Annotated in this window: 18 protein-coding genes and 4 pseudogenes; 10 read left to right on the top strand and 12 right to left on the bottom strand. The window is 59.6% G+C overall.

All coding sequences use genetic code 11. The features are described 5' to 3' along the window. Positions 1 to 2 precede the first annotated feature (2 nt). The 6 genes from QA644_RS21760 (at position 3) to iolE (ending at position 7046) form a co-directional block, all read left to right on the top strand. The gene (locus tag QA644_RS21760; protein ID WP_283073318.1) at positions 3 to 1010 is read left to right on the top strand and encodes a Gfo/Idh/MocA family oxidoreductase; all 1008 of its coding nucleotides are present in this window, start codon (positions 3 to 5) and stop codon (positions 1008 to 1010) included. 34 nt (positions 1011 to 1044) lie between these two features. Next, positions 1045 to 2952, top strand: a complete 1908-nt coding sequence (gene iolC / locus QA644_RS21755) for a 5-dehydro-2-deoxygluconokinase (RefSeq protein ID WP_283073317.1) — start codon at positions 1045 to 1047, stop codon at positions 2950 to 2952. A 1-nt stretch (position 2953) separates the two neighbouring features. Next, on the top strand, positions 2954 to 4795 hold the full coding sequence (gene iolD, locus QA644_RS21750) for a 3D-(3,5/4)-trihydroxycyclohexane-1,2-dione acylhydrolase (decyclizing) (protein ID WP_283073316.1): 1842 nt from the start codon (positions 2954 to 2956) through the stop codon (positions 4793 to 4795). Between the two features lie 10 nt (positions 4796 to 4805). Continuing rightward, positions 4806 to 5612, top strand: coding sequence for a 5-deoxy-glucuronate isomerase (iolB, locus tag QA644_RS21745; RefSeq protein ID WP_283073315.1), 807 nt, complete (start codon positions 4806 to 4808; stop codon positions 5610 to 5612). 43 nt (positions 5613 to 5655) lie between these two features. Next, positions 5656 to 6045: a tautomerase family protein gene (locus QA644_RS21740; protein ID WP_283073314.1), complete on the top strand. Its 390-nt coding sequence runs from the start codon at positions 5656 to 5658 to the stop codon at positions 6043 to 6045. Positions 6046 to 6134: 89 nt separating this feature from the next. Further along, entirely contained in the window at positions 6135 to 7046 is a 912-nt protein-coding gene (iolE, locus tag QA644_RS21735) for a myo-inosose-2 dehydratase (RefSeq protein WP_283073313.1), read from the top strand. 99 nt (positions 7047 to 7145) lie between these two features. Here iolE and QA644_RS21730 read toward each other — a convergent pair. Beyond that, positions 7146 to 7700, bottom strand: a pseudogene (locus tag QA644_RS21730) (SDR family oxidoreductase); the annotation flags it as partial. A gap of 8 nt (positions 7701 to 7708) precedes the next feature. Further along, a pseudogene (locus QA644_RS21725) lies at positions 7709 to 7930 on the bottom strand (proline racemase family protein); the annotation flags it as partial. On the opposite strand from QA644_RS21725, the gene QA644_RS21720 reads away from it, so the two are divergent. After that, on the top strand, positions 7899 to 8219 hold the full coding sequence (locus QA644_RS21720) for a hypothetical protein (RefSeq protein WP_283073312.1): 321 nt from the start codon (positions 7899 to 7901) through the stop codon (positions 8217 to 8219). The pseudogene QA644_RS21725 and the gene QA644_RS21720 overlap by 32 nt on opposite strands. Positions 8220 to 8396: 177 nt before the next feature. Here the strand turns inward: QA644_RS21720 and QA644_RS21715 are convergent, their stop codons facing one another. The 4 genes and pseudogenes from QA644_RS21715 to QA644_RS21700 form a co-directional block, all read right to left on the bottom strand. Next, positions 8397 to 8711 carry a DUF736 domain-containing protein gene (locus QA644_RS21715; RefSeq protein WP_283073311.1) on the bottom strand — a complete coding sequence of 105 codons (315 nt, stop codon included), beginning with the start codon at positions 8709 to 8711 and terminating at the stop codon, positions 8397 to 8399. An 829-nt stretch (positions 8712 to 9540) separates the two neighbouring features. Then, positions 9541 to 10464 (bottom strand): zincin-like metallopeptidase domain-containing protein, encoded by a 924-nt coding sequence (locus QA644_RS21710; RefSeq protein WP_283073310.1) that lies wholly within the window; start codon positions 10462 to 10464, stop codon positions 9541 to 9543. A 290-nt stretch (positions 10465 to 10754) separates the two neighbouring features. After that, a pseudogene (locus QA644_RS21705) lies at positions 10755 to 10894 on the bottom strand (LysR family transcriptional regulator); the annotation flags it as partial. A 454-nt stretch (positions 10895 to 11348) separates the two neighbouring features. Then, positions 11349 to 11615: a DUF2277 domain-containing protein gene (locus tag QA644_RS21700; RefSeq protein WP_283073309.1), complete on the bottom strand. Its 267-nt coding sequence runs from the start codon at positions 11613 to 11615 to the stop codon at positions 11349 to 11351. Positions 11616 to 11831: 216 nt separating this feature from the next. On the opposite strand from QA644_RS21700, the gene QA644_RS21695 reads away from it, so the two are divergent. Next, on the top strand, positions 11832 to 12302 hold the full coding sequence (locus QA644_RS21695; protein ID WP_283073308.1) for a ProQ/FINO family protein: 471 nt from the start codon (positions 11832 to 11834) through the stop codon (positions 12300 to 12302). Positions 12303 to 12568: 266 nt separating this feature from the next. Here the strand turns inward: QA644_RS21695 and QA644_RS21690 are convergent, their stop codons facing one another. Beyond that, a complete protein-coding gene (locus tag QA644_RS21690) occupies positions 12569 to 12775 on the bottom strand; it encodes a cold-shock protein (protein WP_022713126.1) in 207 nt (68 codons plus the stop codon). A 908-nt stretch (positions 12776 to 13683) separates the two neighbouring features. On the opposite strand from QA644_RS21690, the gene QA644_RS21685 reads away from it, so the two are divergent. Beyond that, the gene (locus QA644_RS21685) at positions 13684 to 14325 is read left to right on the top strand and encodes a DUF47 domain-containing protein (RefSeq protein ID WP_283073307.1); all 642 of its coding nucleotides are present in this window, start codon (positions 13684 to 13686) and stop codon (positions 14323 to 14325) included. Continuing rightward, positions 14325 to 15329, top strand: a complete 1005-nt coding sequence (locus QA644_RS21680; protein ID WP_283073306.1) for an inorganic phosphate transporter — start codon at positions 14325 to 14327, stop codon at positions 15327 to 15329. The genes QA644_RS21685 and QA644_RS21680 overlap by 1 nt, the downstream gene beginning before the upstream one ends. Positions 15330 to 15597: 268 nt before the next feature. Here the strand turns inward: QA644_RS21680 and QA644_RS21675 are convergent, their stop codons facing one another. The 5 genes and pseudogenes from QA644_RS21675 to QA644_RS21655 all read right to left on the bottom strand — a co-directional run bounded on the left by QA644_RS21675 (position 15598) and on the right by QA644_RS21655 (position 20351). After that, complete coding sequence (locus QA644_RS21675; protein WP_283073305.1) at positions 15598 to 17421, bottom strand: methyl-accepting chemotaxis protein; 1824 nt, start codon at positions 17419 to 17421, stop codon at positions 15598 to 15600. Between the two features lie 211 nt (positions 17422 to 17632). Further along, positions 17633 to 17974: pseudogene (locus QA644_RS21670) on the bottom strand (recombinase family protein); the annotation flags it as partial. Between the two features lie 709 nt (positions 17975 to 18683). Further along, positions 18684 to 18965 (bottom strand): hypothetical protein, encoded by a 282-nt coding sequence (locus QA644_RS21665; RefSeq protein ID WP_283073304.1) that lies wholly within the window; start codon positions 18963 to 18965, stop codon positions 18684 to 18686. A 63-nt stretch (positions 18966 to 19028) separates the two neighbouring features. Next, positions 19029 to 19400: a hypothetical protein gene (locus tag QA644_RS21660; RefSeq protein ID WP_283073303.1), complete on the bottom strand. Its 372-nt coding sequence runs from the start codon at positions 19398 to 19400 to the stop codon at positions 19029 to 19031. Positions 19401 to 19631: 231 nt separating this feature from the next. Next, the gene (locus QA644_RS21655; RefSeq protein WP_283073302.1) at positions 19632 to 20351 is read right to left on the bottom strand and encodes a response regulator transcription factor; all 720 of its coding nucleotides are present in this window, start codon (positions 20349 to 20351) and stop codon (positions 19632 to 19634) included. Between the last annotated feature and the right edge of the window lie 12 nt (positions 20352 to 20363).

Raw genomic sequence — 20363 nt, 5'->3', positions numbered from 1 at the left:
TAATGGTCTTGCGCATTGGGGTCATTGGAACGGGCGCGATTGGACGCGACCACGTTCGCCGTATCAATCAGGTTCTTGCTGGCGCAAGAATTGTCGCATTGAGCGATGTCCACAGACCTTCCTCCGAGGGGGTCAAATCGTCAATCGCACCGGATGCAATTGTCTTAGATACAGGCGAGGAACTGCTCGATTCCCCGGACGTGGATGCCGTCCTTATCACCTCCCTTGGGGCAACCCACGAGCACTACGCGCTTCGGGTGATAGCTGCGGGGAAGCCCTGCTTTTGCGAGAAGCCGCTTGCTCATACCGCGGAAGGTGCACGGCGGGTTGTCGATGCCGAGGTCGCCCGCGGGCGACGGCTGCTGCAGATCGGCTTCATGCGGCGCTACGACGAAGGCTACGTTGCTTTGAAGAGCGCCGTTCGACAGATCGGCGCACCGATCATGGTCCATGCGGCACATCGGAACAAGTCAGTACCCGAGCAGTATGTGACCCCAATGGCTATCCACGAGACGATGATCCACGAGATCGACGTGCTCCGGTGGCTGCTGGATGATGACTATGTTTCCGCGCGCGTCCTCTTTCCGCGGGCTGCGGCCCGAAGCCATTCGAACCTGCGCGATCCTCAGATCGTTCTGCTGGAAACCGCCAAGGGCGCCGTTATCGACGTCGAGATCTTCGTCAACTGCCACTACGGCTATGATATCCAGTGCGAAGTCGTGGGTGAGGATGGGACAGCCCGGCTTCCCGAACCCATGGCCATCCAGATGCGGCTGGACGCCAAGCTGCAGAATACGATCCTGACCGACTGGAAGGACCGCTTCGTCTCCAGCTACGACGTCGAACTCCAAGCCTTCATCAATGCCGCGTCATCCGGTTCGGCAACCGGGCCAAGCTCATGGGATGGGTATGTCGCCGCCATTACGGCTGACGCCTGCGTTCGCGCCCAGGAGACGGATGGACAGGCTGTGCGCATCGAACTCCCTCCACGACCGGATCTCTACAGATAACGGTCCGTCAACCTTGCAGAAATTGGAAACGCTCATGAACAAGAACCTGGATGTGATCACGATCGGACGCAGCTCCGTCGATCTCTATGGCGCTCAGGTCGGGGGCCGCCTCGAAGACATGGGGTCGTTCCGAAAATACATCGGTGGCAGTCCGACGAACATCGCCTGCGGTGCCGCCCGTCTCGGGCTGAAGAGCGCCGTCATTACCCGCGTCGGGAACGAACACATGGGGCGGTTCATCCGCGAGCAGCTTGCTCGAGAAGGCGTGGACACTCGCGGCGTGGCAACGGATCCGGAACGACTGACCGCACTTGTGCTTCTCGGCATCAGAGACGAGTCGCAGTTCCCCCTGCTCTTCTATCGCGAGAATTGTGCCGACATGGCCCTGTCGGTCGATGATATCGACGAGGGCTTCATCGCCGATGCTCGTTCCGTGGTGGCAACGGGCACCCATCTTTCGCATCCTCGAACCGAGGCCGCTGTCCTCAAGGCACTCGAACTTGCGCGCAAGACTGGCGCGCAGACTGCGCTCGACATCGACTATCGGCCGAACCTTTGGGGCGTTGCGGGCCACGACGACGGCGAGAGCCGCTTCGTCGAGAGTGCCATGGTGACCGCGAAACTACAGTCGACACTGCATCTCTTCGATCTCATCGTCGGCACGGAAGAGGAATTCCATATCGCTGGCGGGTCGACGAACACGATCGAAGCCCTCAGGGCCGTTCGAAAGGTGTCGAATGCCACGCTCGTCTGCAAGAGAGGCGCGAAGGGCGCGGTCGCGATCGAAGCCGATGTTCCCGATAGTCTCGATGACGCGCAGTCCGGACCCGGCTTTCCGATCGAAGTGTTCAACGTACTCGGCGCCGGGGACGGGTTCTTCTCCGGCCTGCTGAAGGGATGGCTGGACGGCGAAACCTGGCCGAAGACGCTCGAGTACGCAAATGCCTGCGGCGCGTTCGCCGTCAGTCGGCATGGTTGCACTCCTGCATACCCGAGCCTGAAGGAACTGCAGTTCTTCCTGAAACGCGGCGTGAAGCGGCCGGACCTCCGCAACGATCAGGAGCTGGAACAGATTCACTGGTCGACGAACCGCAGCGGTAACTGGCCGAGCATGCATGTGTTCGCCTTCGATCATCGCATGCAGCTCGAAGAGATGCCGGGCTACACGCAGGAGCGCGGCGGTGATTTCAAGCTTCTCTGCCTGCAGGCCGCAGAGCGTGTCCAGAACGGCAGAGCCGGATACGGCATCCTGTGCGACAATCGGATCGGTCGGCGCGCACTTCATGCGGCCGCTGGCACAGGGCTGTGGGTCGGCCGACCCTGCGAATGGCCGGGATCGCGTCCGCTGACACTTGAACCAGAACTGGGCCCGGACTGCGGTGGCCTGGAGGAATGGGCTCGCGACAATGTCGTCAAGGTTCTTTGCTTCTGCCATCCCTCCGACAGCGCAGAGCAGCGCGCCAATCAGGAGGAGACGGTCAAGAGGCTCTGCGAGGCCTCCCGTCGCAACAGGCTGGAATTTCTATTGGAGATCATCCCGTCGAAGGTTTCCGCCGTCGACGAGGACACCACCGCCACACTTATCCAGCAGTTCTACGACATCGGCGTCTATCCCGACTGGTGGAAACTCGAGCCGATGAAGACGAGAGCGGGCTGGGAAAACACAATCCGGGCGATCGAGCGCAATGACGACAACACGCGCGGGATCGTCGTTCTAGGTCTCGATGCCCCCGAAGCAGAACTCGCCGCGTCGTTCCAGGTTGCCGCGTCTTTCGAGCTCGTGAAGGGCTTCGCCGTTGGCCGGACGATCTTCGGTGACGTGGCACGCGCCTGGATGAAGGGCGATCTGGCCGACGAAGCCGCGGTCGCCGACATGGCGTCTCGTTTCGAACGCCTCTGCGGCATCTGGGACAAGGCGCGCAGCGCCGCGAAAGGAAACTGACATGACGACCATACGATTGACCGCGGCACAGGCCATGGTTCGCTTTCTCTCCGTCCAGATGACCGAGGAGGGTGACCGCTTCATCGAGGGGGTATGGGCGATTTTCGGACACGGCAACGTGGCGGGACTTGGCGAGGCTCTCGAAGGCATCGGCGATGCCCTTCCCACGTGGCGAGGCCAGAACGAGCAGACCATGGCCCATACCGCGATAGCCTACGCGAAGGCGAGCAAGCGCCGACGCGCCCATGCTGTTACATCGTCGATCGGTCCCGGCGCGACGAACCTGGTCACGGCAGCCGCACTGGCTCACGTCAATAGGCTTCCAGTTTTGTTCATCCCGGGCGATGTCTTCGCAAACCGTCGTCCCGACCCGGTCCTCCAGCAGGTCGAGGACTTCGAGGATGGCAGCCTGTCAGCGAACGACTGCCTGCGACCCGTCAGCAAGTATTTCGACAGGATCCATCGCCCGGAGCAATTGTTGACGGCATTGCCGCGCGCGCTCCGCGTAATGACCGATCCGGCAAACTGCGGTCCCGTAACGCTCGCTTTCTGCCAGGATGTGCAGGCCGAGGCCCACGACTTTCCCGTCGACTTCTTTGAGCCAAAGGTATGGCGGATCCGTCGCCCCGAGCCGGATCGGCGTGACCTCGAGGACGTGGTGCAGCTCATCCGCGGTGCTGCCAGCCCGGTCATCGTCTGTGGCGGCGGGGTGATATATTCCGAGGCCGAGAATACGCTTGCCGATTTCGCGACACGCCACGGCATCCCGGTCGTCGAGACGCAGGCTGGTAAATCCGCTCTCGCTCGGTCACATCCGATGAACTTCGGCGCGGCGGGCGTGGATGGGTCCGCAGCGGCGAACGAACTCTGCGCCAATGCAGATCTGGTCATCGGTGTGGGCACCCGGTTCCAGGACTTCACCACAGGCTCCTGGGCACTGTTCGGCAAACCCGGGCGGAGACTTGTGTCGATCAACACCCAGCCATACGACGCCGAGAAGCACGGTGCTGTCGGTCTGATCGCCGATGCCCGGGTGGCGTTGGAGGAGCTGTCTAGTCGCCTCGGATCCCACAAGGCTTCTTCCTTCGATCCGCAATCGAGAACCTCCTGGCTGTCGAAGGTGGATGCGCACTGCGCCGCGCCGGAGAACAAGCCCGACGGTTATCTGCCGACCGATGCCCAGGTGATTGGAGCGGTGCAACGGATCTCCACCGATCAGACGATTGCCATGTGCGCCGCGGGAACGATGCCCGGCGCCCTGAAGCTCCTCTGGCAACCAGCGCAGGGCGGCTATCACATGGAGTACGGCTATTCCTGCATGGGGTACGAGCTTGCAGGTGCACTCGGAATCAAGCTGGCGATGCCGGAGCGAGAGATCGTCTGCTTCGTAGGCGACGGCAGCTACATGATGGCGAATTCCGAACTGGCGACGGCGGTCATGCGCCGGATCCCGTTCACCGTCGTCCTGACCGACAACAGGGGCTACGGCTGCATCAATCGACTGCAGATCCATTGCGGCGGCGAGGAATTCAACAATCTCTATAAGGACTGCAACATCGAGGCGCAGCCGGAGATCGACTTCGTAGCGCATGCCGCCTCCATGGGCGCCCATGCGGTCAAGGCGAAGAACATCGCAGATCTCGAAGTGCAGATCGCGAAAGCACGAGGCAGGGACCGTCCGACGGTAATAGTCATCGATACGGATCCGAAGCCCGGCCCCGGTGAAGCCGGCGGCGGCTTCTGGTGGGACGTGGCTGTGCCGGAAGTCGGCCGCACTGAGAAATCAGAAGCGGCTCGCTCACAGTATCTGCGGAGTATCAGCCTGCAGAGCCTAGTGAATTGAGGAGCCCCCAATGAGCGATCTTCTACGCAAGCCTTTCGGCCGTCATGGCAAGGTACACGAAATCACTCCGCAGTCTGCGGGCTGGAGGTATGTCGGCTTCTCACTCTACAGGCTGCGTGCAGGCGAGCACGCCTCCGCGCAGACGGGAGCCAACGAAGTCATCCTCGTCATGGTGGAAGGCAAGGCTTCGATTACCGCCGCCGGGCAGGAATGGGGCGTTCTGGGCGAGCGGATGAACGTGTTCGAGAAGACGCCGCCGCATTGCCTCTACGTTCCGAATGATCGCGAATGGAGCGCCAGGGCAGAGACGGACTGCACGATTGCCGTATGCTCCGCGCCGGGTAAGGGCGGCCACGAAGCGCGGCGTATTGGGCCCGATGGCATCTCGCTCACAGAACGGGGCAAAGGGACGAACACCCGGTACATCAACAACATCGCGATGGAGACCGAGGACTATTGCGACAGCCTTCTCGTAACGGAGGTGTTCACTCCGCCGGGACGCTGGTCGAGCTATCCATCTCATCGGCATGACGAGGATGACTTCCCGCGGATCACGTACCTCGAGGAGACCTATTATCATCGAATCAATCCAGGCGAAGGATTTGGGATCCAGCGCGTTTACACCGACGACGGAAGGCTGGACGAAACGATGGCAGTTTCCGACGGGGACGTCGTTCTGGTTCCAAGGGGACACCATCCTTGCGGAGCACCTTATGGTTTCGAAATGTACTACCTCAACGTGATGGCTGGGCCGCTTCGGAAGTGGCGCTTCATTCCGGCTCCTGAAGTCGAATGGATCATGAAACGCGACGCCTGACAGCTCGCCGAGGCCAACGACAATCAGGTTCGAGGATACCCCAATGCCACTCATGAAGTTCCACATCTATCGCGGTCGCAGCGCGGAGCAGATCGATACGCTGCTCGATGCCGCGCACGATGCCATGGTCAGGTCTTTCAACGTTCCGGAGCGGGATCGATACCAGATCCTCAACGAACACGAGGCGAGCCATCTCCGTGCTCTCGACACAGGACTCGATATCCCGCGGACGGACCGTTTTGTGATGGTCGAAGTCGTCTCGCGTCCACGTTCGACCGAAGAGAAGACGACCTTCTACGAGGCTCTCTGTTCGGCTCTCCAGGAGAGATGCGGAACAGCCTCCACCGACGTGATGGTGTCCTTCACGCAGAACACCGACGAGGACTGGTCTTTTGGCCGAGGCCGGGCGCAGTTCCTGACCGGAGAGCTTTAGGCCGAGTCGTCTGTCGCTGTGGCTTGTCGGCGCGGCGACCAACCAAACCGAATTGCAGATCAACAGTCAGCACAACGAAAGAGAATTCAATGAGCCAGCAATCAACCCTGCCTTCGTCGAAGGCGCGACTAGCCGTGAGCCCGCTGTCGTGGGCGAATGATGTCCTCGAAGATCTCGGTGCGGATATCTCCCTTGATACATGCTTGAGCGATGCCGCGGCCAACGGTTATGCCGGCGTCGAGCTGGGAAGGAAGTTTCCGCGCGAAGCATCGGTTCTGAAGCCGCTGCTTGACAGTAACGCCCTTGCCCTCGCATCGGGATGGCACTCCGGTCAACTGGCAGAGAAGTCGGTCGATGAGGAGATGGTTTCCGTAGCTGCGCACGCAGAACTTCTGAAGGCCATGGGATGCAGTGTCCTCGTGTATGGCGAGGTCGCGATGATGACGCCCGGCTCGCCGCTCGACGAGCCGATGTCCCGCCGCCTTCTCATGCCGTCTACGCAGAGGACCGGATATTCCTCCCGCCTGACTGAGTTCGGAAAGCGGCTCTTCGACACATACGGCCTTAGGCTTGCCTATCACCACCACCTCATGATGGTCGCGGAGACCTTCGAAGAGATCTCCGACATTATTGGAGCGGCTGGGCCGGAAACTGGGCTTCTTATTGACACCGGACACGCCGCAGCAGCCGGATTCGACTATGCGAGACTGATCGAGCGGTTCGGCGACCGTATCGTTCACATCCATCTGAAGGACGTTCGCAAGGCAATCCGCGCCGAGGTCCAGTCAAAGGATCTGAGTTTCAATGACGGCGTGCGAAACGGCATGTTCACGGTTCCCGGCGACGGCGTTGTAGATTTCGGCCCGATTGTCCGGTTCGTGAAGAATAGTGGCTACGCCGGTTGGCTGGTTGTCGAGGCGGAACAGGATCCTGCCGTTGCGGCGCCAAAGGAATACACGGCGAGAGCGTTCGAGTTCATCCAGGCTAAATTCCTCGCCTAGTTTGAAAATGGCCAAAGTCGGTGCGATGACGATGAGGAGCGCATCATCATGGCGGAGACTGCTGCGGAGCCCCCGGTATCAGTGAGTTGAAGCAGGTCACGCGACCGCGGTCACGCCATCGGGCCCGAAGCTTCTAGCGATCGACTTCGTCAGATTGACGAGGGCAGCTTTCGTGGATCCGTACGGCATGGCGTCTGCCGTGTAGCCGCGCTGGCCTGCACGGCTTGCCATGTTGATAATCCGGCCACTGCCATTCGCCTTGAAATGCCGGATGGCTTCCTTGGAGAGATCGGCGGCGGCGAAGAAGTTGATCTGGAACTCGCGCTGCCAAGCGGCTTTCCAGTCCGAAGGGGATGCCTCGATGGAAATCTCCGTTCGGATCCCAGCATTGTTCACAAGCGCATGGATCCGTCCGGACACTGCCAGGGATTTCCCCCACAGTTCGAACGGGCCTTCGTCCGATGAAAGATCGCCCTGCACGATCCAACCCTCTCCGCCAATTTCGGAGAGCAGCCCCTCGGCGCTTGCTCTGTCTCGGCGATAGTGGATGATCGGCCGGGCGCCGTCAGTGGCGAGCTGCTTGACGATGGCTGCGCCAATGCCGCCCGAGGCACCGGTCACCAGTATGTTCTGCCGTTCGAGTGCCGTGGTCATTCCTTACCTCATTTCAGAAGACCGACCTGCGGCCCCCAGGTATCCGACAGCGCGAAACCCGTCATAAACGGGTCGTCTTCCTCGACCCGAAGTTCGGTGCGACCATAGACGTAGCCTCGCCCGGTGACACGCGGGAGTACGGCCTTTCGCCCGCCAATCTCGGTCTCTCCGATCGCTTCGGCGATGAACTCGCCGCCGATGATCGATCTGGACGTGCGCGCGTCGCTCACGGTTGATGCGGCCTTCCTGCTCGGCTACCATGACCTCGCGTTCGGCGAGCGCCACTTCAAGTTCGGCGTGGATCTGGCGGCCTTCGGCTGCATCGGCGTTCCGCAGTTCGGCCTTGAGTTCTTCGATGGTGCGGTCGAGTTCGTTCGTCATTGTCGTCTCCTTGACGTTTGTGAAAGACGACGGCCCCGGTCATCGCGGGATGGAGGGGTCAAGGAGCGCGGAACGCGACCGGCGGAGCCGGCGAGTGGGGGAGCCGAATTTCTGGTTCGGCCGCAGGACCGGGCCTGAAATTTGGGGGAACCGCTCGTCCTTGAGGCCTTCATTCCGTCATGGCACGCTTGGACGGACTGATCAGACATTTCAGTTCCCCTGTGGCACCCGAAAAGCCGGAAGCGGGCTCGATGCCTGCTTTCGGCTTCACCATGCGGGGAAGGCCCGCCTTTCGGCAGGGCCTTCGGTGCTGGTTCAGACTGATTCACGGTTCAGGCGAGACCAGACGAGGACATAGTCGCCGTCGGCTTCTGCCGGCCACAGTGCCGCGCTGATCGGAGCGTTGAAGCTCGGGTCGTCGAGCTTGAGCGAGATATAGGGCTCGCCGCTGCCCGAGACCGCCTTCCAGCCGGCTCCGACTTCGGCGCCGTTGGATACGGCTCGGAAGTCCGGGGCGTCGCGCGAGACGCGCTCGATTGAGTGCAGGCGGACCTTCATGTTAACCGTCAGAGTGCGGACGTTGCCCTGGATGACGTTGCCGTTGGTGGTGAATTCGCCGATGACTGCCATGATCTCGTTCCTTTCGGTTGCTCGAGCCGCGCCCATCGCGGCCTCGATGGCGGTGGAAGGACCGGGGGCGATCGCCAACGCACCCTGCGGGGCCCCGTTGCGCCTGCGCATCGGGGTGGCAAGGGCTGGAACGTAGTGGAAGGCGGGCGGGGCCGGCTTTTTTGTTTCGCGATGCAAAGCCGAAGGCGGCGGAAAAAAGCCGGAGACGCCCGTTGCGGTCGGCTGATCGAGACTTTAGTCGTCCGTCGGTCACACCGGCCTCATCGAGGTCTGCGTCGGTGCGCGCATGTACAAAGAGGAGGCGACCGGGCGAGGCGCATCGTCGTTCACACGCCTGCGCAGGCAACGTCATCCAGGGCAGCGTTTTCGGCACACCAAGGAGCGTGTCCGTCTTTTCGGTCGGGGCCTTTGCCGATGCTGCCGCTTGTTGTGGTCCTCCAGCGGCCAAGTCGTGGCCGGTATAAAAGAATCTCGCGGCGGACGTTCGAGATCGTTTCGTCACGTTCGGCAATCTCGACCTCCTGCGATCCTGCCTTGAGGGCCCGGCCGCAATCTGCGGAAACCAGCTCATCTGATCATGGCGACGGGCAAAGCCGATACGGCTCCGGCCCTGCCGCAAGGCGAGGATATCCCCGCGTCATCATCGGGTGCGGTCGCGATGGGCGGCCAGGGCTGGGCGTAGCGCCTGGCGGATGTCCATGCCATAGGTTGCATGCCATTGCGTTTTGCCGAACTTGGGTTGCTGCCGGTCTTCGGCATCGAGTCGGAGCGCCGCCGCGCATATTGCGCGCGGCAAGCATCGGTGGTCGGACGGAGTGGGAAAGGCGGCTTACACCGCCTCCCCTCCGTCTATCTGACCTGGTTGCAAGTGGTGCAGGTAGCTGACAGCGCGCTGCGCATGACCGGCCGCGACAAAAATTGCACGCTTGTCGCTGGCGAGAACCTTGAGCCAGGAGTCAAGATAGCTCGCATGATCGGGCCGCGGCTCGAGTTCGGGAACGATGCCGAGATCAGCGCAAAGGAAGCAACTGCCGAGCTCGGCGATCAGTTCCTCGCGGCTGCGTTCGCTTTGATCCCCGGCATAGCGGCTGAGATCGCGATCGAGTCGATGCGGTGCCGCCGTCCAGTGGGTCAGTTCGTGACTGAGGATCGCAACATAGGACGCAGCGTCGCGGAAGGCTTCCAAGGCTGGCATCTGGATGTAATCACGGGCTGGGGCATAGTATGCCGCCGATCCGCCGTGCCGGATCAGTGCGCCGGTGTTTGCAAAGAAGCGATCGGCATGTCCGATACGGACAATTGGATCCTGAACCGATGTGACCTGATGGAAGCGAGCATCCAGTCCGGCAATCTGATCGACATTGAAGACCGTGTACGGCTTGAGAAACGGGATATTGCGCTCAACGTCTTCGCCCATGTCGTTGGTTTCGGTAAGGATGAAAGAACTGGCGAAGACGATCAACGTGCCGGTCTCGCCCTTGCGGACTGCAGCCCCCAGTTCGCGGGCCTGGCGAAACGTCATCCAGGTCGGCGAGGTGAAGCCGCGGGCGATCGCCTCTGACCACAGAAGCAGGACGTTGATGCCCGAATAGGGTTGGCCGTTGTGGCGCAAAGGCCGGGTGATCCGGTCGTTCGCATGTGCTGAGCTCCAGGGCTTAATCCAGGGCCGCACGCCTTGTTCGAGCTCGGCGATGATCTTGTCGGTGATGCGGCTGTAGATGTCGGATCGTTGGTGAGTTTGTTGCCTGCACATGTCGAAACCTCCGTTTTGAGGCCGCGACCATCGCGACCTGCTACGGCGGTCCGAATGCCGGGCCTCAAGCGCGGGCCAGCACCCGATAGGGCCGGAACGGACGTGAAGGACGGCAAAGCCGTTGCGGGGCGGCGCGGGCCCGGCAGGACCTAAAGCCGGGGCAGGACGCGATGGTCGCAGCACCGCAGGGATTGTTCGACGGCGGGGGCGGGGGCAACACGCTGCCAAATCCGATGGCTCGAAGAATGACCTCGCAAGATCGTGCTGGTGAGAACGCCGCGGTGATCTCGTCAGCGCCCCGGTCGTGCCCATGAGCGTGCGGATGTCGATGATGTCGTCGTGCGATGCGGTGGATCTTTCCAGGCAACCCATGCCCGATCTTGAAGTCGATTCCCCGCACCACCTTCAGCTCAAAGGCGCGGTTGGGCAGATCAAGCTGTCCATTTTGGTGCAGAACCGTCGCAAAGCTGCCGCGCCGGCCGTAGGATAAATGGAGATTTTCATCGCACGACAGCCCAGCAATCGGGTTCAGTACGCAGGGCGATTTGTCTTAGGAAGGCCGCAGACGTTTGACATGCAGTTGTCCTTCGGTGATGCGAGGACGCCGATGATAGGACGCTGGGGAATTGTCCAGGCTAGCAATCCTGTATGCCTTGGCGATCGGTGCGGTGACGTGCCCCCGTTAAATCAGGCGATGTGGAACTGGAATTTTTCACCGACTGCGCCCGGCAAGCTGTCCGCGGGAGGCACCGAGGGTGCCTCCTCACCTTTTAGGCGGAAGTCGACGTGTCATGCGGGGCCGGACCGCGCTTGTGAGGGCCTGCCTCTCCCCCGCCCGGAAGGCCGAACCGAGCTTGCGGCGGCACGCCGGACCGTCGGCACAATCACGCGAACCGGGTCAGACTTCTCGCGCGCGCTTTTGCGGCTTCTTCCTCGCGGTTGAGTGGGTGTTGCGAAGTTTCGAGCGAATCGAGCAGTTCGCGGGCACATGCCGCGATCGAACCGACCGCGCGGTCGAACGCCGCCTCATTGCGTTTCGACGGTTTGGTGGTTCCGCTCAGCTTTCGCACGAACTGCAGCGCAGCGTCATGGATTTCCTCGTCCGTCGCCGGCGGATCGAAATTGAACAGCGTTCTTATGTTTCGGCACATGAGTTGCTCCCCGTCTCCTTCATCTTCATCTTCATCTTCATCTTCATCTCCTTCGTACTTCAAGGGCGGGGTGGCCGCTTAAGGGGCGCCAGGGCTATTGCGAAGGGCTCGTGTACGTTTAGATAAAGCGCCGCCAGCGGAAATCTAGAAATAGACCTGCTGTCAACCTCTCTTCACAATCGATCCGTAGTGAAAGGAAGCGCAAGGTAGGAGCTCATGGACAAACCCTGGACCGTCAGCCACGGACCGATCATAGCAACACAGTTCGATGTTCAGAAGGCAGAGGCGATCAGCGTACTGCTGATGCGTCCGATCGGCATTCTCCCCAATAAGCCAGGCGATCCGATCCGTCCCTTCGCGCTCGGCCTCTTCAACGATATCCGCGCGCTGGCAAAGCCTGATGTCAAAGCGACGGCATTGCGCCGAGCCGTTGGCTCCTTTGTCCACTCAAAACGGTACTATTTCGCGAGCGCCCAACCTGGCTCGATGCGCCATGACATCGATGGCAAGCCCGTGGAATCACTTTCAATCGAAGACCGACTTGTTGCGCAGCGACGCTTTCTCAGCCTGAAACGAAGCAATGACGAGAATAGCGCCCCTAGTATCGAGCCGGCCGCTTCCCCAGCTCCCCCAAGTAAGACTGAGCAGATCCGCGCCGCCCTTCTCAGACGGGATCGGCAGACCTGACGAGCGCCATCTATCTCGGCTTGGTAGGCAGATCTCCCACGATCTGTGCGTGAAGAATCGTTCGATGAAGAGCTAGTGCGCACAGAGCGAGCCGACAAGAACTCCCTCCCCGGCCCCCGCGTCAGGCGTTCAACAAGGCCGAAAATCGCGCCTGCGTTTGAGGTTGCCGCCCAAAAGCGCGGTGACAGAGCTGTTTCGATATCCGAAACTTCTGCAAGCGAAAAGGCCGGGCGAACCCGGCCTTCGTACTCTCGGATCAATCGGCGTCAGGCCTGCAGGTTGTCCGCCGACATCTTGCCGGACTTGCGATCCTTGACCAGCTCATAGGTAATCTTCTGGCCGTCGTTGAGGCCACGCAGGCCGGCCCGCTCGACCGCGGAAATGTGAACGAAGACATCGCCGCTGCCGTCATCGGGCTGGATGAAGCCAAACCCTTTTGTTGCATTGAACCACTTCACGGTACCCGTCGCCATAGCGTCTTCCTTTGATCATTTAATCCTGCCGCACCCTGGTGCGGCAATCGCAACTTGCGGCGACATAAATAGACGCTTCTGGATGCAAGGCAAAGGCAAAAATCCGGTTTGCGGCATTACACTGCCCATTCAGAGCGTTAAAGTCTAATGGGCTGTCTGCCGCCGCGCTGCCTTCCTCGACGACAATGCTCAGGCAATTCCCGACTGCGATCCGCGCGGCGCTGCTTTGCAATGTTTTCGCCATACCAATCGAGCGAGCCCAGAAGCATCATGATGTCCTCGACGCAAATCGAATGCGCAATCCCAATGCCGCCCGCCAAGCAATGGAAGATTTAGTTGGCGTCTCGCGAGGGCGGAAATTCCCGACGCGCTAAAACATATCCGCAGCAATCCCCCAGCACCTCCGCCGACCATGCGTCTGTGATATCGAAGATCCAACTGTCCGCCTCGATAAGAAACGAACCGTCGATCCCTCAGAATGGACTATTTTGAGAAAACCGCGATCTGAGCGGCGACAATAATGAGGAAGGTGACCGCCTGAAGTTGATTGCCCTTCGTTCCCGAAACCGATCGCGCTGCTCGCAGGATCGATCATGGATGGGTATCGCGAACGGACTTCGGATTTTCAGAGGGACGAATGTCGTGAAGTGGGCAAACTGTCCAAAATTTCGATGTAAACATTGGTCATTAAGGCGGCGCGAAATCGCTGAGGGATGACAGATCGTCCCTCCGCCGCATTGTTGTCGATTTCGATGATCCATCGTCGTTGTACTTGCGCAGGCTTGCGCCAACGCAATGAACAAGATGTGTAACCCGTTTGCGACGATCCGCGAAACAAGTCTCCCGGGTGCTTTTCACCGCGGCATCGCTCCATTATGACAGATTTGTGACAGTTAAATGGGATGTCGATGATCAGCTGGTTTCGTAGACTCATGCCGCGTGAAGATCGCTTCTTCGATCTCTTCGCTCAACATTCGCGCACCGTTGTCGGAGCTGCCGAAGCCTTGAATCAGTTGTTAGCTGGCAGCGAGATCGAGCGCCATTGCGAGACGATCGTTCGTCTTGAGAATGAAGCTGACGAAATAACGCGCGAGGTGATGCTTGCCATCAGGAGAAGCTTCATCACCCCCTTCGATCGCGGCGACATCAAGGATCTCATCCAATCGATGGATGACGCGATCGACATGATGCAAAAGACGGTCAAGACCATCCGTCTGTTTCAGCAGACTTCGTTCGATCCGGGCATGCAGGAGATGGGTGCGGCAATCGTCCAGGCGGCGCATCTGATAGCCGAAGCTATCCCCCTACTGGACCGGATAGGATCCAATGCGCCTCGGCTTACCGCCATCGCCGAAGAGGTTACTCGGGTCGAAGGTCATTCGGACGATCTGCATGACCAGGGTCTCAAGGATCTCTTCAGCCGCTACGGCACCTCGAATCCAATGGCCTATATTATTGGCAGCGAGATTTATGGTGAGCTGGAGAAGGTCGTCGATCGCTTCGAGGACGTCGCCAACGAGATCAGCGGTATCGTGATCGAGAACGTCTGATGGAGGTTACACTTGCCTTCCCCCTGCTTGTGGGCCTCATCGGGATTGCGCTGTTCTTTGATTTTCTGAACGGCCTGCACGACGCCGCCAACTCGATCGCAACCATCGTTTCGACCCGCGTGCTGCGACCGCACTATGCTGTCTTTTGGGCAGCTTTCTTCAATTTCATAGCATTCCTATTTTTCGGGCTGCATGTCGCAGAGACCCTTGGAACCGGCATCATCAATCCGGGCATTGTCACGCCGCAGGTGATATTTGCGGCGCTGATGGGCGCGATCATCTGGAACATTGTCACATGGATGTTCGGCATTCCCTCCAGCTCTTCTCACGCCCTGGTCGGCGGGCTGGTTGGCGCCGGACTTGCCAAGACCGGCTTGAGCTCGATCGTCTGGAGCGGTCTGCTCAAGACTGCGGGCGCCATCGTCATGTCGCCTATGATTGGCTTTTTCCTCGCGCTTGTTCTGGTCCTGGTCGTCTCGTGGATTTTTGTACGTCAGACGCCCTTTGCCGTCGATCGCACGTTTCGCGTCATGCAATTTGTCTCGGCCTCGCTCTACTCGCTTGGCCACGGAGGCAATGATGCGCAGAAGACGATGGGCATTATTGCAGTCCTGCTTTATTCGCAGGGTTATCTCGGCCAAAGTTTTCATGTGCCGTTTTGGGTGGTGCTCTCCTGCCAGGCGGCAATGGCGCTCGGAACGCTTTTCGGCGGCTGGCGCATCGTCCATACGATGGGCTCCAAGATTACTCGCCTCAATCCGATGCAGGGATTTTGCGCCGAAACCGGCGGCGCGCTGACGCTTTTCGGCGCCACATGGCTCGGTATTCCCGTCTCGACCACGCATACGATCACCGGCGCGATCATCGGTGTCGGTGCGGCAAGACGGGTTTCGGCGGTGCGCTGGGGGCTGGCCGGAAACATCGTCATTGCCTGGGTTGTCACGCTTCCGGCCGCGGCCCTCATCTCGGCTCTCTTCTACTGGAGTTCCGGTTTGTTTGAATAGCGACGGCTTTAGGCAACGCCGAAGGACGCCAAGCTTTCATGCTCACAATGGGGCTGCAATTCGATCGAGCCGAAAATGCAGCGACACCAGCGATCGGGTGTCGCCGCAGCCGCGGTTCGTTTGCCTGCATTACACAATGCTACGACGCGCTTCCGACCAGGGAGCAGCCTACCCCTCGCGCCGTTCGGATAGCCAACTTGAACGCGCGGCGGGCGAGAAACGGCATCAGAACCGGGTCTTAACGGGATGCGACGGTGGTTCATGGCAACTACGCGGTCTCGCGGAACGGATAGGCTTGTTGTCGCGTTGCACTCCCAACGTTGAACTGACCAATCAATTCGCGTAGCGTGGCGCTCTCGTTGGCCAGGGATGCGGAAGCGGCACTCGCTTCCTCGACCATAGCGGCATTCTGCTGGGTCGTTTGATCGAGGCTGTTAACTGCCGTGTTTATCTCCGCGAGACCCACTGACTGCTCGCGCGACGATACAGCAATCGCGTCGACGTGTCGGTTGATCACCACCACGAGTTCCCCAATCTGCTTCAGGGCACCGCCGGTTTTCGAGACGAGTTCCACACCTGTCGCCACTTCACAGCTCGACGTTTGAATAAGCGCCTTGATTTCTTTCGCCGCCTTGGCGGAACGCTGCGCCAGTTCGCGTACCTCCTGGGCCACGACCGCGAAACCCTTGCCAGCTTCGCCCGCGCGTGCAGCCTCAACACCTGCGTTCAACGCGAGCAGATTGGTCTGAAAGGCGATTTCGTCAATGACACCGATAATGTTCGATATCTCGTTGGAAGATTGCTCGATCCGGCTCATCGCGTCGACTGCCTGGGTGACAATCTGGCCCGACGTCGCTGCGCTGGCGTTGGCCTCGGCTGCAACCTTCCGAGCTTCCTCGGCGCGTTTCGAAGATGAGGCGACGTTTGCCGTGATTTCGTCCAGCGCGGCGGCCGTTTGCTCCAGGGCAGCCGCCTGCTGTTCGGTGCGTCTTGCGAGGTCATGCGCACTGTTGGCGATCTCGTTCGATCCGCTGTCGATGCCTCCTGTCGACCCGGCCACTTTGCTCAGAGTGCGACAGAGTTGGGCAACGGCGCTGTTGAAGTCGCTTCTTAGCGCCTCGAAATCAGGATCGAACATCTCGCTGATCCGGATTGTGAGATCGCCGTCGGCCAGCATCTTCAAATTTGCGGCCAATCCATTCGTCGCCTTGGCCATCGCTGCCGCGCGCGCCCGGTCGATTTCCTCCCGCCGCTGGCGCTCACCTTCTGAAAGGGCTCGGTTTGCCTCGATTTCCTGGTCAGCTTTGATCTTATCGAGTGCCGTCTGCCTGAAAACTTCGACTGCTCCGGCCATCGAGCCGATTTCGTCCGTTCGGCTCGCATAAGGAATGGCCGAGGCCGTATCGCCTGCTGCAAGCCCCGTCATCGAACTGGTAATCGCCCTGATCGGGCGGGAGATTTGCACAGCAACATAAGCAATGGCTCCGACGACGATTGCCAGGACCAAGGCGATAAGCGCCCATGTGCTCCAAAGGATCGCGGCATAGGTCAGCTCGCTGCTGTCATAGGAAGCATCCGAACCCTTCACGTTGATGTCGAGTAACTCGCTCGCACGGTTTTGGGCTTCCTGGACAATGGGCTCCATATCCTTGTAGAAAATGCTCTTGGCTGCGTCGTTGTCGTTCTTTCGGGATTTCTCGAGCATCGGCGCGGCCGCACTGGCATAGTCAGCGGCGCGTTTTCCGATCTGCTCCAGCAATTCCTTCTCGCGAGGCGACGATATCAGTGCACTATAGGCTTCGATCGCTTTTGCCAGTTCCTCCCTCTGCTCGGTAACGTGCTTTTCCGCGGCTGCGATCGCCTCATCGCTGATTGACATAATATGATTGGCATACGCAAACTTCATTTCCTGGAGTTTGAGTTGCATATTCCGGACTACGGAAACGCTCGGCAGCCAGTTCTTGGCGATGGCAGTGGTGTCTTCATTTACCGCTCGCACGCTACTCAGCGAGAATAAGGCGAAGGCGAGAAAAATGGACGCAAACGTCAGATTGATGACGCTCAGGGAAGTTCGGACGGTAGGCCTGCGCATTTATTCTCACTCCTTTAGAACGATGACAGGCCAGGTCACCAGACTTGGCTTTTGGTAAGCATTTTATGAATTTTAGTCTTGTCTGTTTAACTAAACGTCAAACTCGCATTTGGTGTGCTAGCCCTTTGGCGCTCGCCAAATAGCAGTTTCAATGCGCGCGTCGGCCCAGCAACCGAAGGCAAACTCGACCGGCGAAAAATTGGACGGATTATGCCAGCTCGAGCTGGGCAACGGCCCCGCCGAGCACTTGCAGCGAAAACATCCCAGGGACCGAGAATGCGCACCCTTTTCCGTAAGTTGCTCATCGCGTCGAGCAGATGGCTGACCGAGCGCGCCAAACGGTCGAGCCGGACCACGACGAGGGCTTCGCGACCGGCGATTTCGTTCAGGAGTTTCGTGAGGGCAGGGCGGGCGCGGGAGGCGCCAGAGCCATGCTCTTCGACGATCAGAGGCAGCCCGCTGCTCGCAGTTCCGTCTCCTGCGCTCGCGTGGCTTGGTCATCGGTCGAAGCGCGGGCGCGTCCAATCATCTGTTCGCGGGGAGGAGATGTCATTGCGGGCGGGGGTTCAGCAGAGCACGTTGATGCCGAGTAAGGCTCGCCGTTATGGTCGCAAGAGCCGCAATACACTCAGATGCGTCGTACTCCATGGCTGTACCGAGGGCCGCACACCATCGTCGAGCGCGGCTACGATTTTGTCGGTAACGACTGCGTATGTCCACGCGCTGCCCGGTGTTCTTTACTGCCTTCTCCATCCTCTTGACCATTCCTGCGAACCGCGCCCGTCGCGGTTCGTCATGGCGGTCGAGGAAGCGGAGGTCGGATGCGGCGCACCTGCTGGCATGCTGGTTGATAATTCGACCGTAGCGGGCAAGCCGAAACGGTAGTGCAGGACGACGTTCCACTGCGCGTCCATCTCCGGGCGAAGCTAGACCACAAACCGGGACGAACCGTGATGGGCATGGCCCCACCAATGACACGAAAGACGGCCGGTGCGCTGCGTCACCAGCCTTATTTCCAAGAAGAAGGGGCTTTTGTCCCTTCCGGTCAGAGGCGGACATCTGTAGCGAAGCCGCCTTCTGATCGATCGACCGAGCGGAAGGTGCCTGGCCCGCGCGCTCATATGGCTTCCAGGTCTCGCCGGTGATCTCTTCATAGGCGCTGAGAGCGCCTTCAGCGGCCATGCGCAGAACGTGTGCCTGCAGGGGCGCGCCCAAACAAGCGGCAAGGTGTCGCGACAAGCAGTATGCTGGGATCGTCGCCATCATTCCGTTACGACCGCAATGCGCTCCTTGCGTTCTACGAGCCGCCAATCCGCACGTTCGTCCGGGAAATTCATGATTTCGAGAAGCAGCGACGTGTCGATTGGGTTCAGCCAAATCTTGTAGATCGTCGTTGGGATCTTGATTTTCATTCGATCCCTCACCCGCAGTTCGCGGAGATGCGCCAGGGCAGCTTTGCGTGCATCCTCTTCGGTCGCTTCGTATCCGAGGAGTTCGTCGCTTCCGGCAACCAGCTCGAACGCATAAACTGGATCGATTTTCATAATGTGCTCGCCTCCCGTGACGATTTGAGTGATGAAGATGGCAGGACCACAAAAGTTGGCAGACTAAAAAAGATGCAGTTTCGTTAGGTCAATATCGGCAGGAAGCACGGTGATTGCAGTGTCGTCGTCTTTGTAGACTTCGAGTTCATGCAGCTTGCCTTCGACAACGTGAATAAGCAGATGGACAGCTGGTCCGCTGTCTCTGTTGGGTCCATCAAAATAATATGCTTCGGTTGGAACGCGGGTCTTGACCAGTGCAGCGGGACCAACGATGCGAAATTGCAAACTGCCCTGGCGGTCAATCGGACTGACACGGGCCGAAAGCAATTGCATCCGCAGCTCATGGCATCCGGGAAAATCCTGGGACAGAAGCTTTTCGGTGATCAATACTTCTCTTTTGAAGAGTGCACGCCAGCTTTCGGTACTGGTCGACATGCCACTGGTTCCTATTCTTCGACGACCGCTCCAAACACCAACCTTGCCATAAAGAAGTCCGAGGCATATCCCTAAATTCTCGGGGAAAGTGGCACAAAGTTGCACACGGCGGTGAGAGACTAGAACGACCGAACTCCGGCGTCGACGGCGACTACATCTGTGATTTTGCAGGGGAGCCTCGAGCAACGTAAGCCATTGATTGCCTAGGTCTTTTTAAGGTTGATAACGACATTATCGCCTCGCCGCGACGCGTAACTCCTCACCCTTTCTCGTTGAAACAAGCGCATATCCTTCGCCATAGACTGTCTTGATCCGGACGTCATGACAGGCGGACAGAGCCTTTCGAAGGCGAGCGATATGGACATCCACGGTGCGGGCGCCAACGTCGTGCGGCTCTCGCCAGACGGCAGTCAGCAAATCGTCCCGGGAGCAGGTCCTGTTGCGGTGGCGAACGAGTGTTTCAAGGATTCGACTTTCGATGGAGGTTAATGCCAGATGCCTTCCACTGATGGTGACGTGCTGTGAATCGGACGAAACCGATATATGGGTGGGCAAAGCTGACGGCGGGACTACACCAAAAGCAGACGGATTACCGGCCGCACGACGTGCGTGCCGGAGAAAGGCAAGCAGGCGTTCGGGGTCAAGCGGTCGCATGATGCCGTCATCAAGCCCGGCCTTGATCATCTGCAGATGCATGGTTCGCATGTCGCCGGCGATCAACGCGCCGACGGCAAGTCCGGCCTGTTTTGACAGGCTGCAAAGGCCGACGATATCGCCGTGCCACGCGACACCATCGAAGATGACGGCAAGCAGCCCGCCTTTCTGCAGACAAGATTCGACATCGGCGTCACCGTCGGCGAGCTGGCTCGGAAAACCTTCTACGGACAGGATGTGGTTTAGGAGAAGATAGAGCTCCGGATCCTCTGTGCAGATCAGCACCCGATTTTCCATCGCAGCCCTCCT

It is taken from the genome of Rhizobium sp. CC1099 (assembly GCF_029714385.1).
Taxonomy (GTDB): domain Bacteria; phylum Pseudomonadota; class Alphaproteobacteria; order Rhizobiales; family Rhizobiaceae; genus Rhizobium.
This window is presented reverse-complemented; position numbering and strand designations above follow the sequence as displayed.

Bases quoted from the DNA above. Each gene is read 5' to 3' on its own strand.
- QA644_RS21760 (WP_283073318.1), top strand. From the start codon at position 3: ATGGTCTTGCGCATTGGGGTCATTGGAACGGGCGCGATTGGACGCGAC.
- iolC (WP_283073317.1), top strand. From the start codon at position 1,045: ATGAACAAGAACCTGGATGTGATCACGATCGGACGCAGCTCCGTCGAT.
- iolD (WP_283073316.1), top strand. From the start codon at position 2,954: ATGACGACCATACGATTGACCGCGGCACAGGCCATGGTTCGCTTTCTC.
- iolB (WP_283073315.1), top strand. From the start codon at position 4,806: ATGAGCGATCTTCTACGCAAGCCTTTCGGCCGTCATGGCAAGGTACAC.
- QA644_RS21740 (WP_283073314.1), top strand. From the start codon at position 5,656: ATGCCACTCATGAAGTTCCACATCTATCGCGGTCGCAGCGCGGAGCAG.
- iolE (WP_283073313.1), top strand. From the start codon at position 6,135: ATGAGCCAGCAATCAACCCTGCCTTCGTCGAAGGCGCGACTAGCCGTG.
- QA644_RS21720 (WP_283073312.1), top strand. From the start codon at position 7,899: ATGATCGATCTGGACGTGCGCGCGTCGCTCACGGTTGATGCGGCCTTC.
- QA644_RS21715 (WP_283073311.1), bottom strand. From the start codon at position 8,711: ATGGCAGTCATCGGCGAATTCACCACCAACGGCAACGTCATCCAGGGC.
- QA644_RS21710 (WP_283073310.1), bottom strand. From the start codon at position 10,464: ATGTGCAGGCAACAAACTCACCAACGATCCGACATCTACAGCCGCATC.
- QA644_RS21700 (WP_283073309.1), bottom strand. From the start codon at position 11,615: ATGTGCCGAAACATAAGAACGCTGTTCAATTTCGATCCGCCGGCGACG.
- QA644_RS21695 (WP_283073308.1), top strand. From the start codon at position 11,832: ATGGACAAACCCTGGACCGTCAGCCACGGACCGATCATAGCAACACAG.
- QA644_RS21690 (WP_022713126.1), bottom strand. From the start codon at position 12,775: ATGGCGACGGGTACCGTGAAGTGGTTCAATGCAACAAAAGGGTTTGGC.
- QA644_RS21685 (WP_283073307.1), top strand. From the start codon at position 13,684: ATGATCAGCTGGTTTCGTAGACTCATGCCGCGTGAAGATCGCTTCTTC.
- QA644_RS21680 (WP_283073306.1), top strand. From the start codon at position 14,325: ATGGAGGTTACACTTGCCTTCCCCCTGCTTGTGGGCCTCATCGGGATT.
- QA644_RS21675 (WP_283073305.1), bottom strand. From the start codon at position 17,421: ATGCGCAGGCCTACCGTCCGAACTTCCCTGAGCGTCATCAATCTGACG.
- QA644_RS21665 (WP_283073304.1), bottom strand. From the start codon at position 18,965: ATGAAAATCGATCCAGTTTATGCGTTCGAGCTGGTTGCCGGAAGCGAC.
- QA644_RS21660 (WP_283073303.1), bottom strand. From the start codon at position 19,400: ATGTCGACCAGTACCGAAAGCTGGCGTGCACTCTTCAAAAGAGAAGTA.
- QA644_RS21655 (WP_283073302.1), bottom strand. From the start codon at position 20,351: ATGGAAAATCGGGTGCTGATCTGCACAGAGGATCCGGAGCTCTATCTT.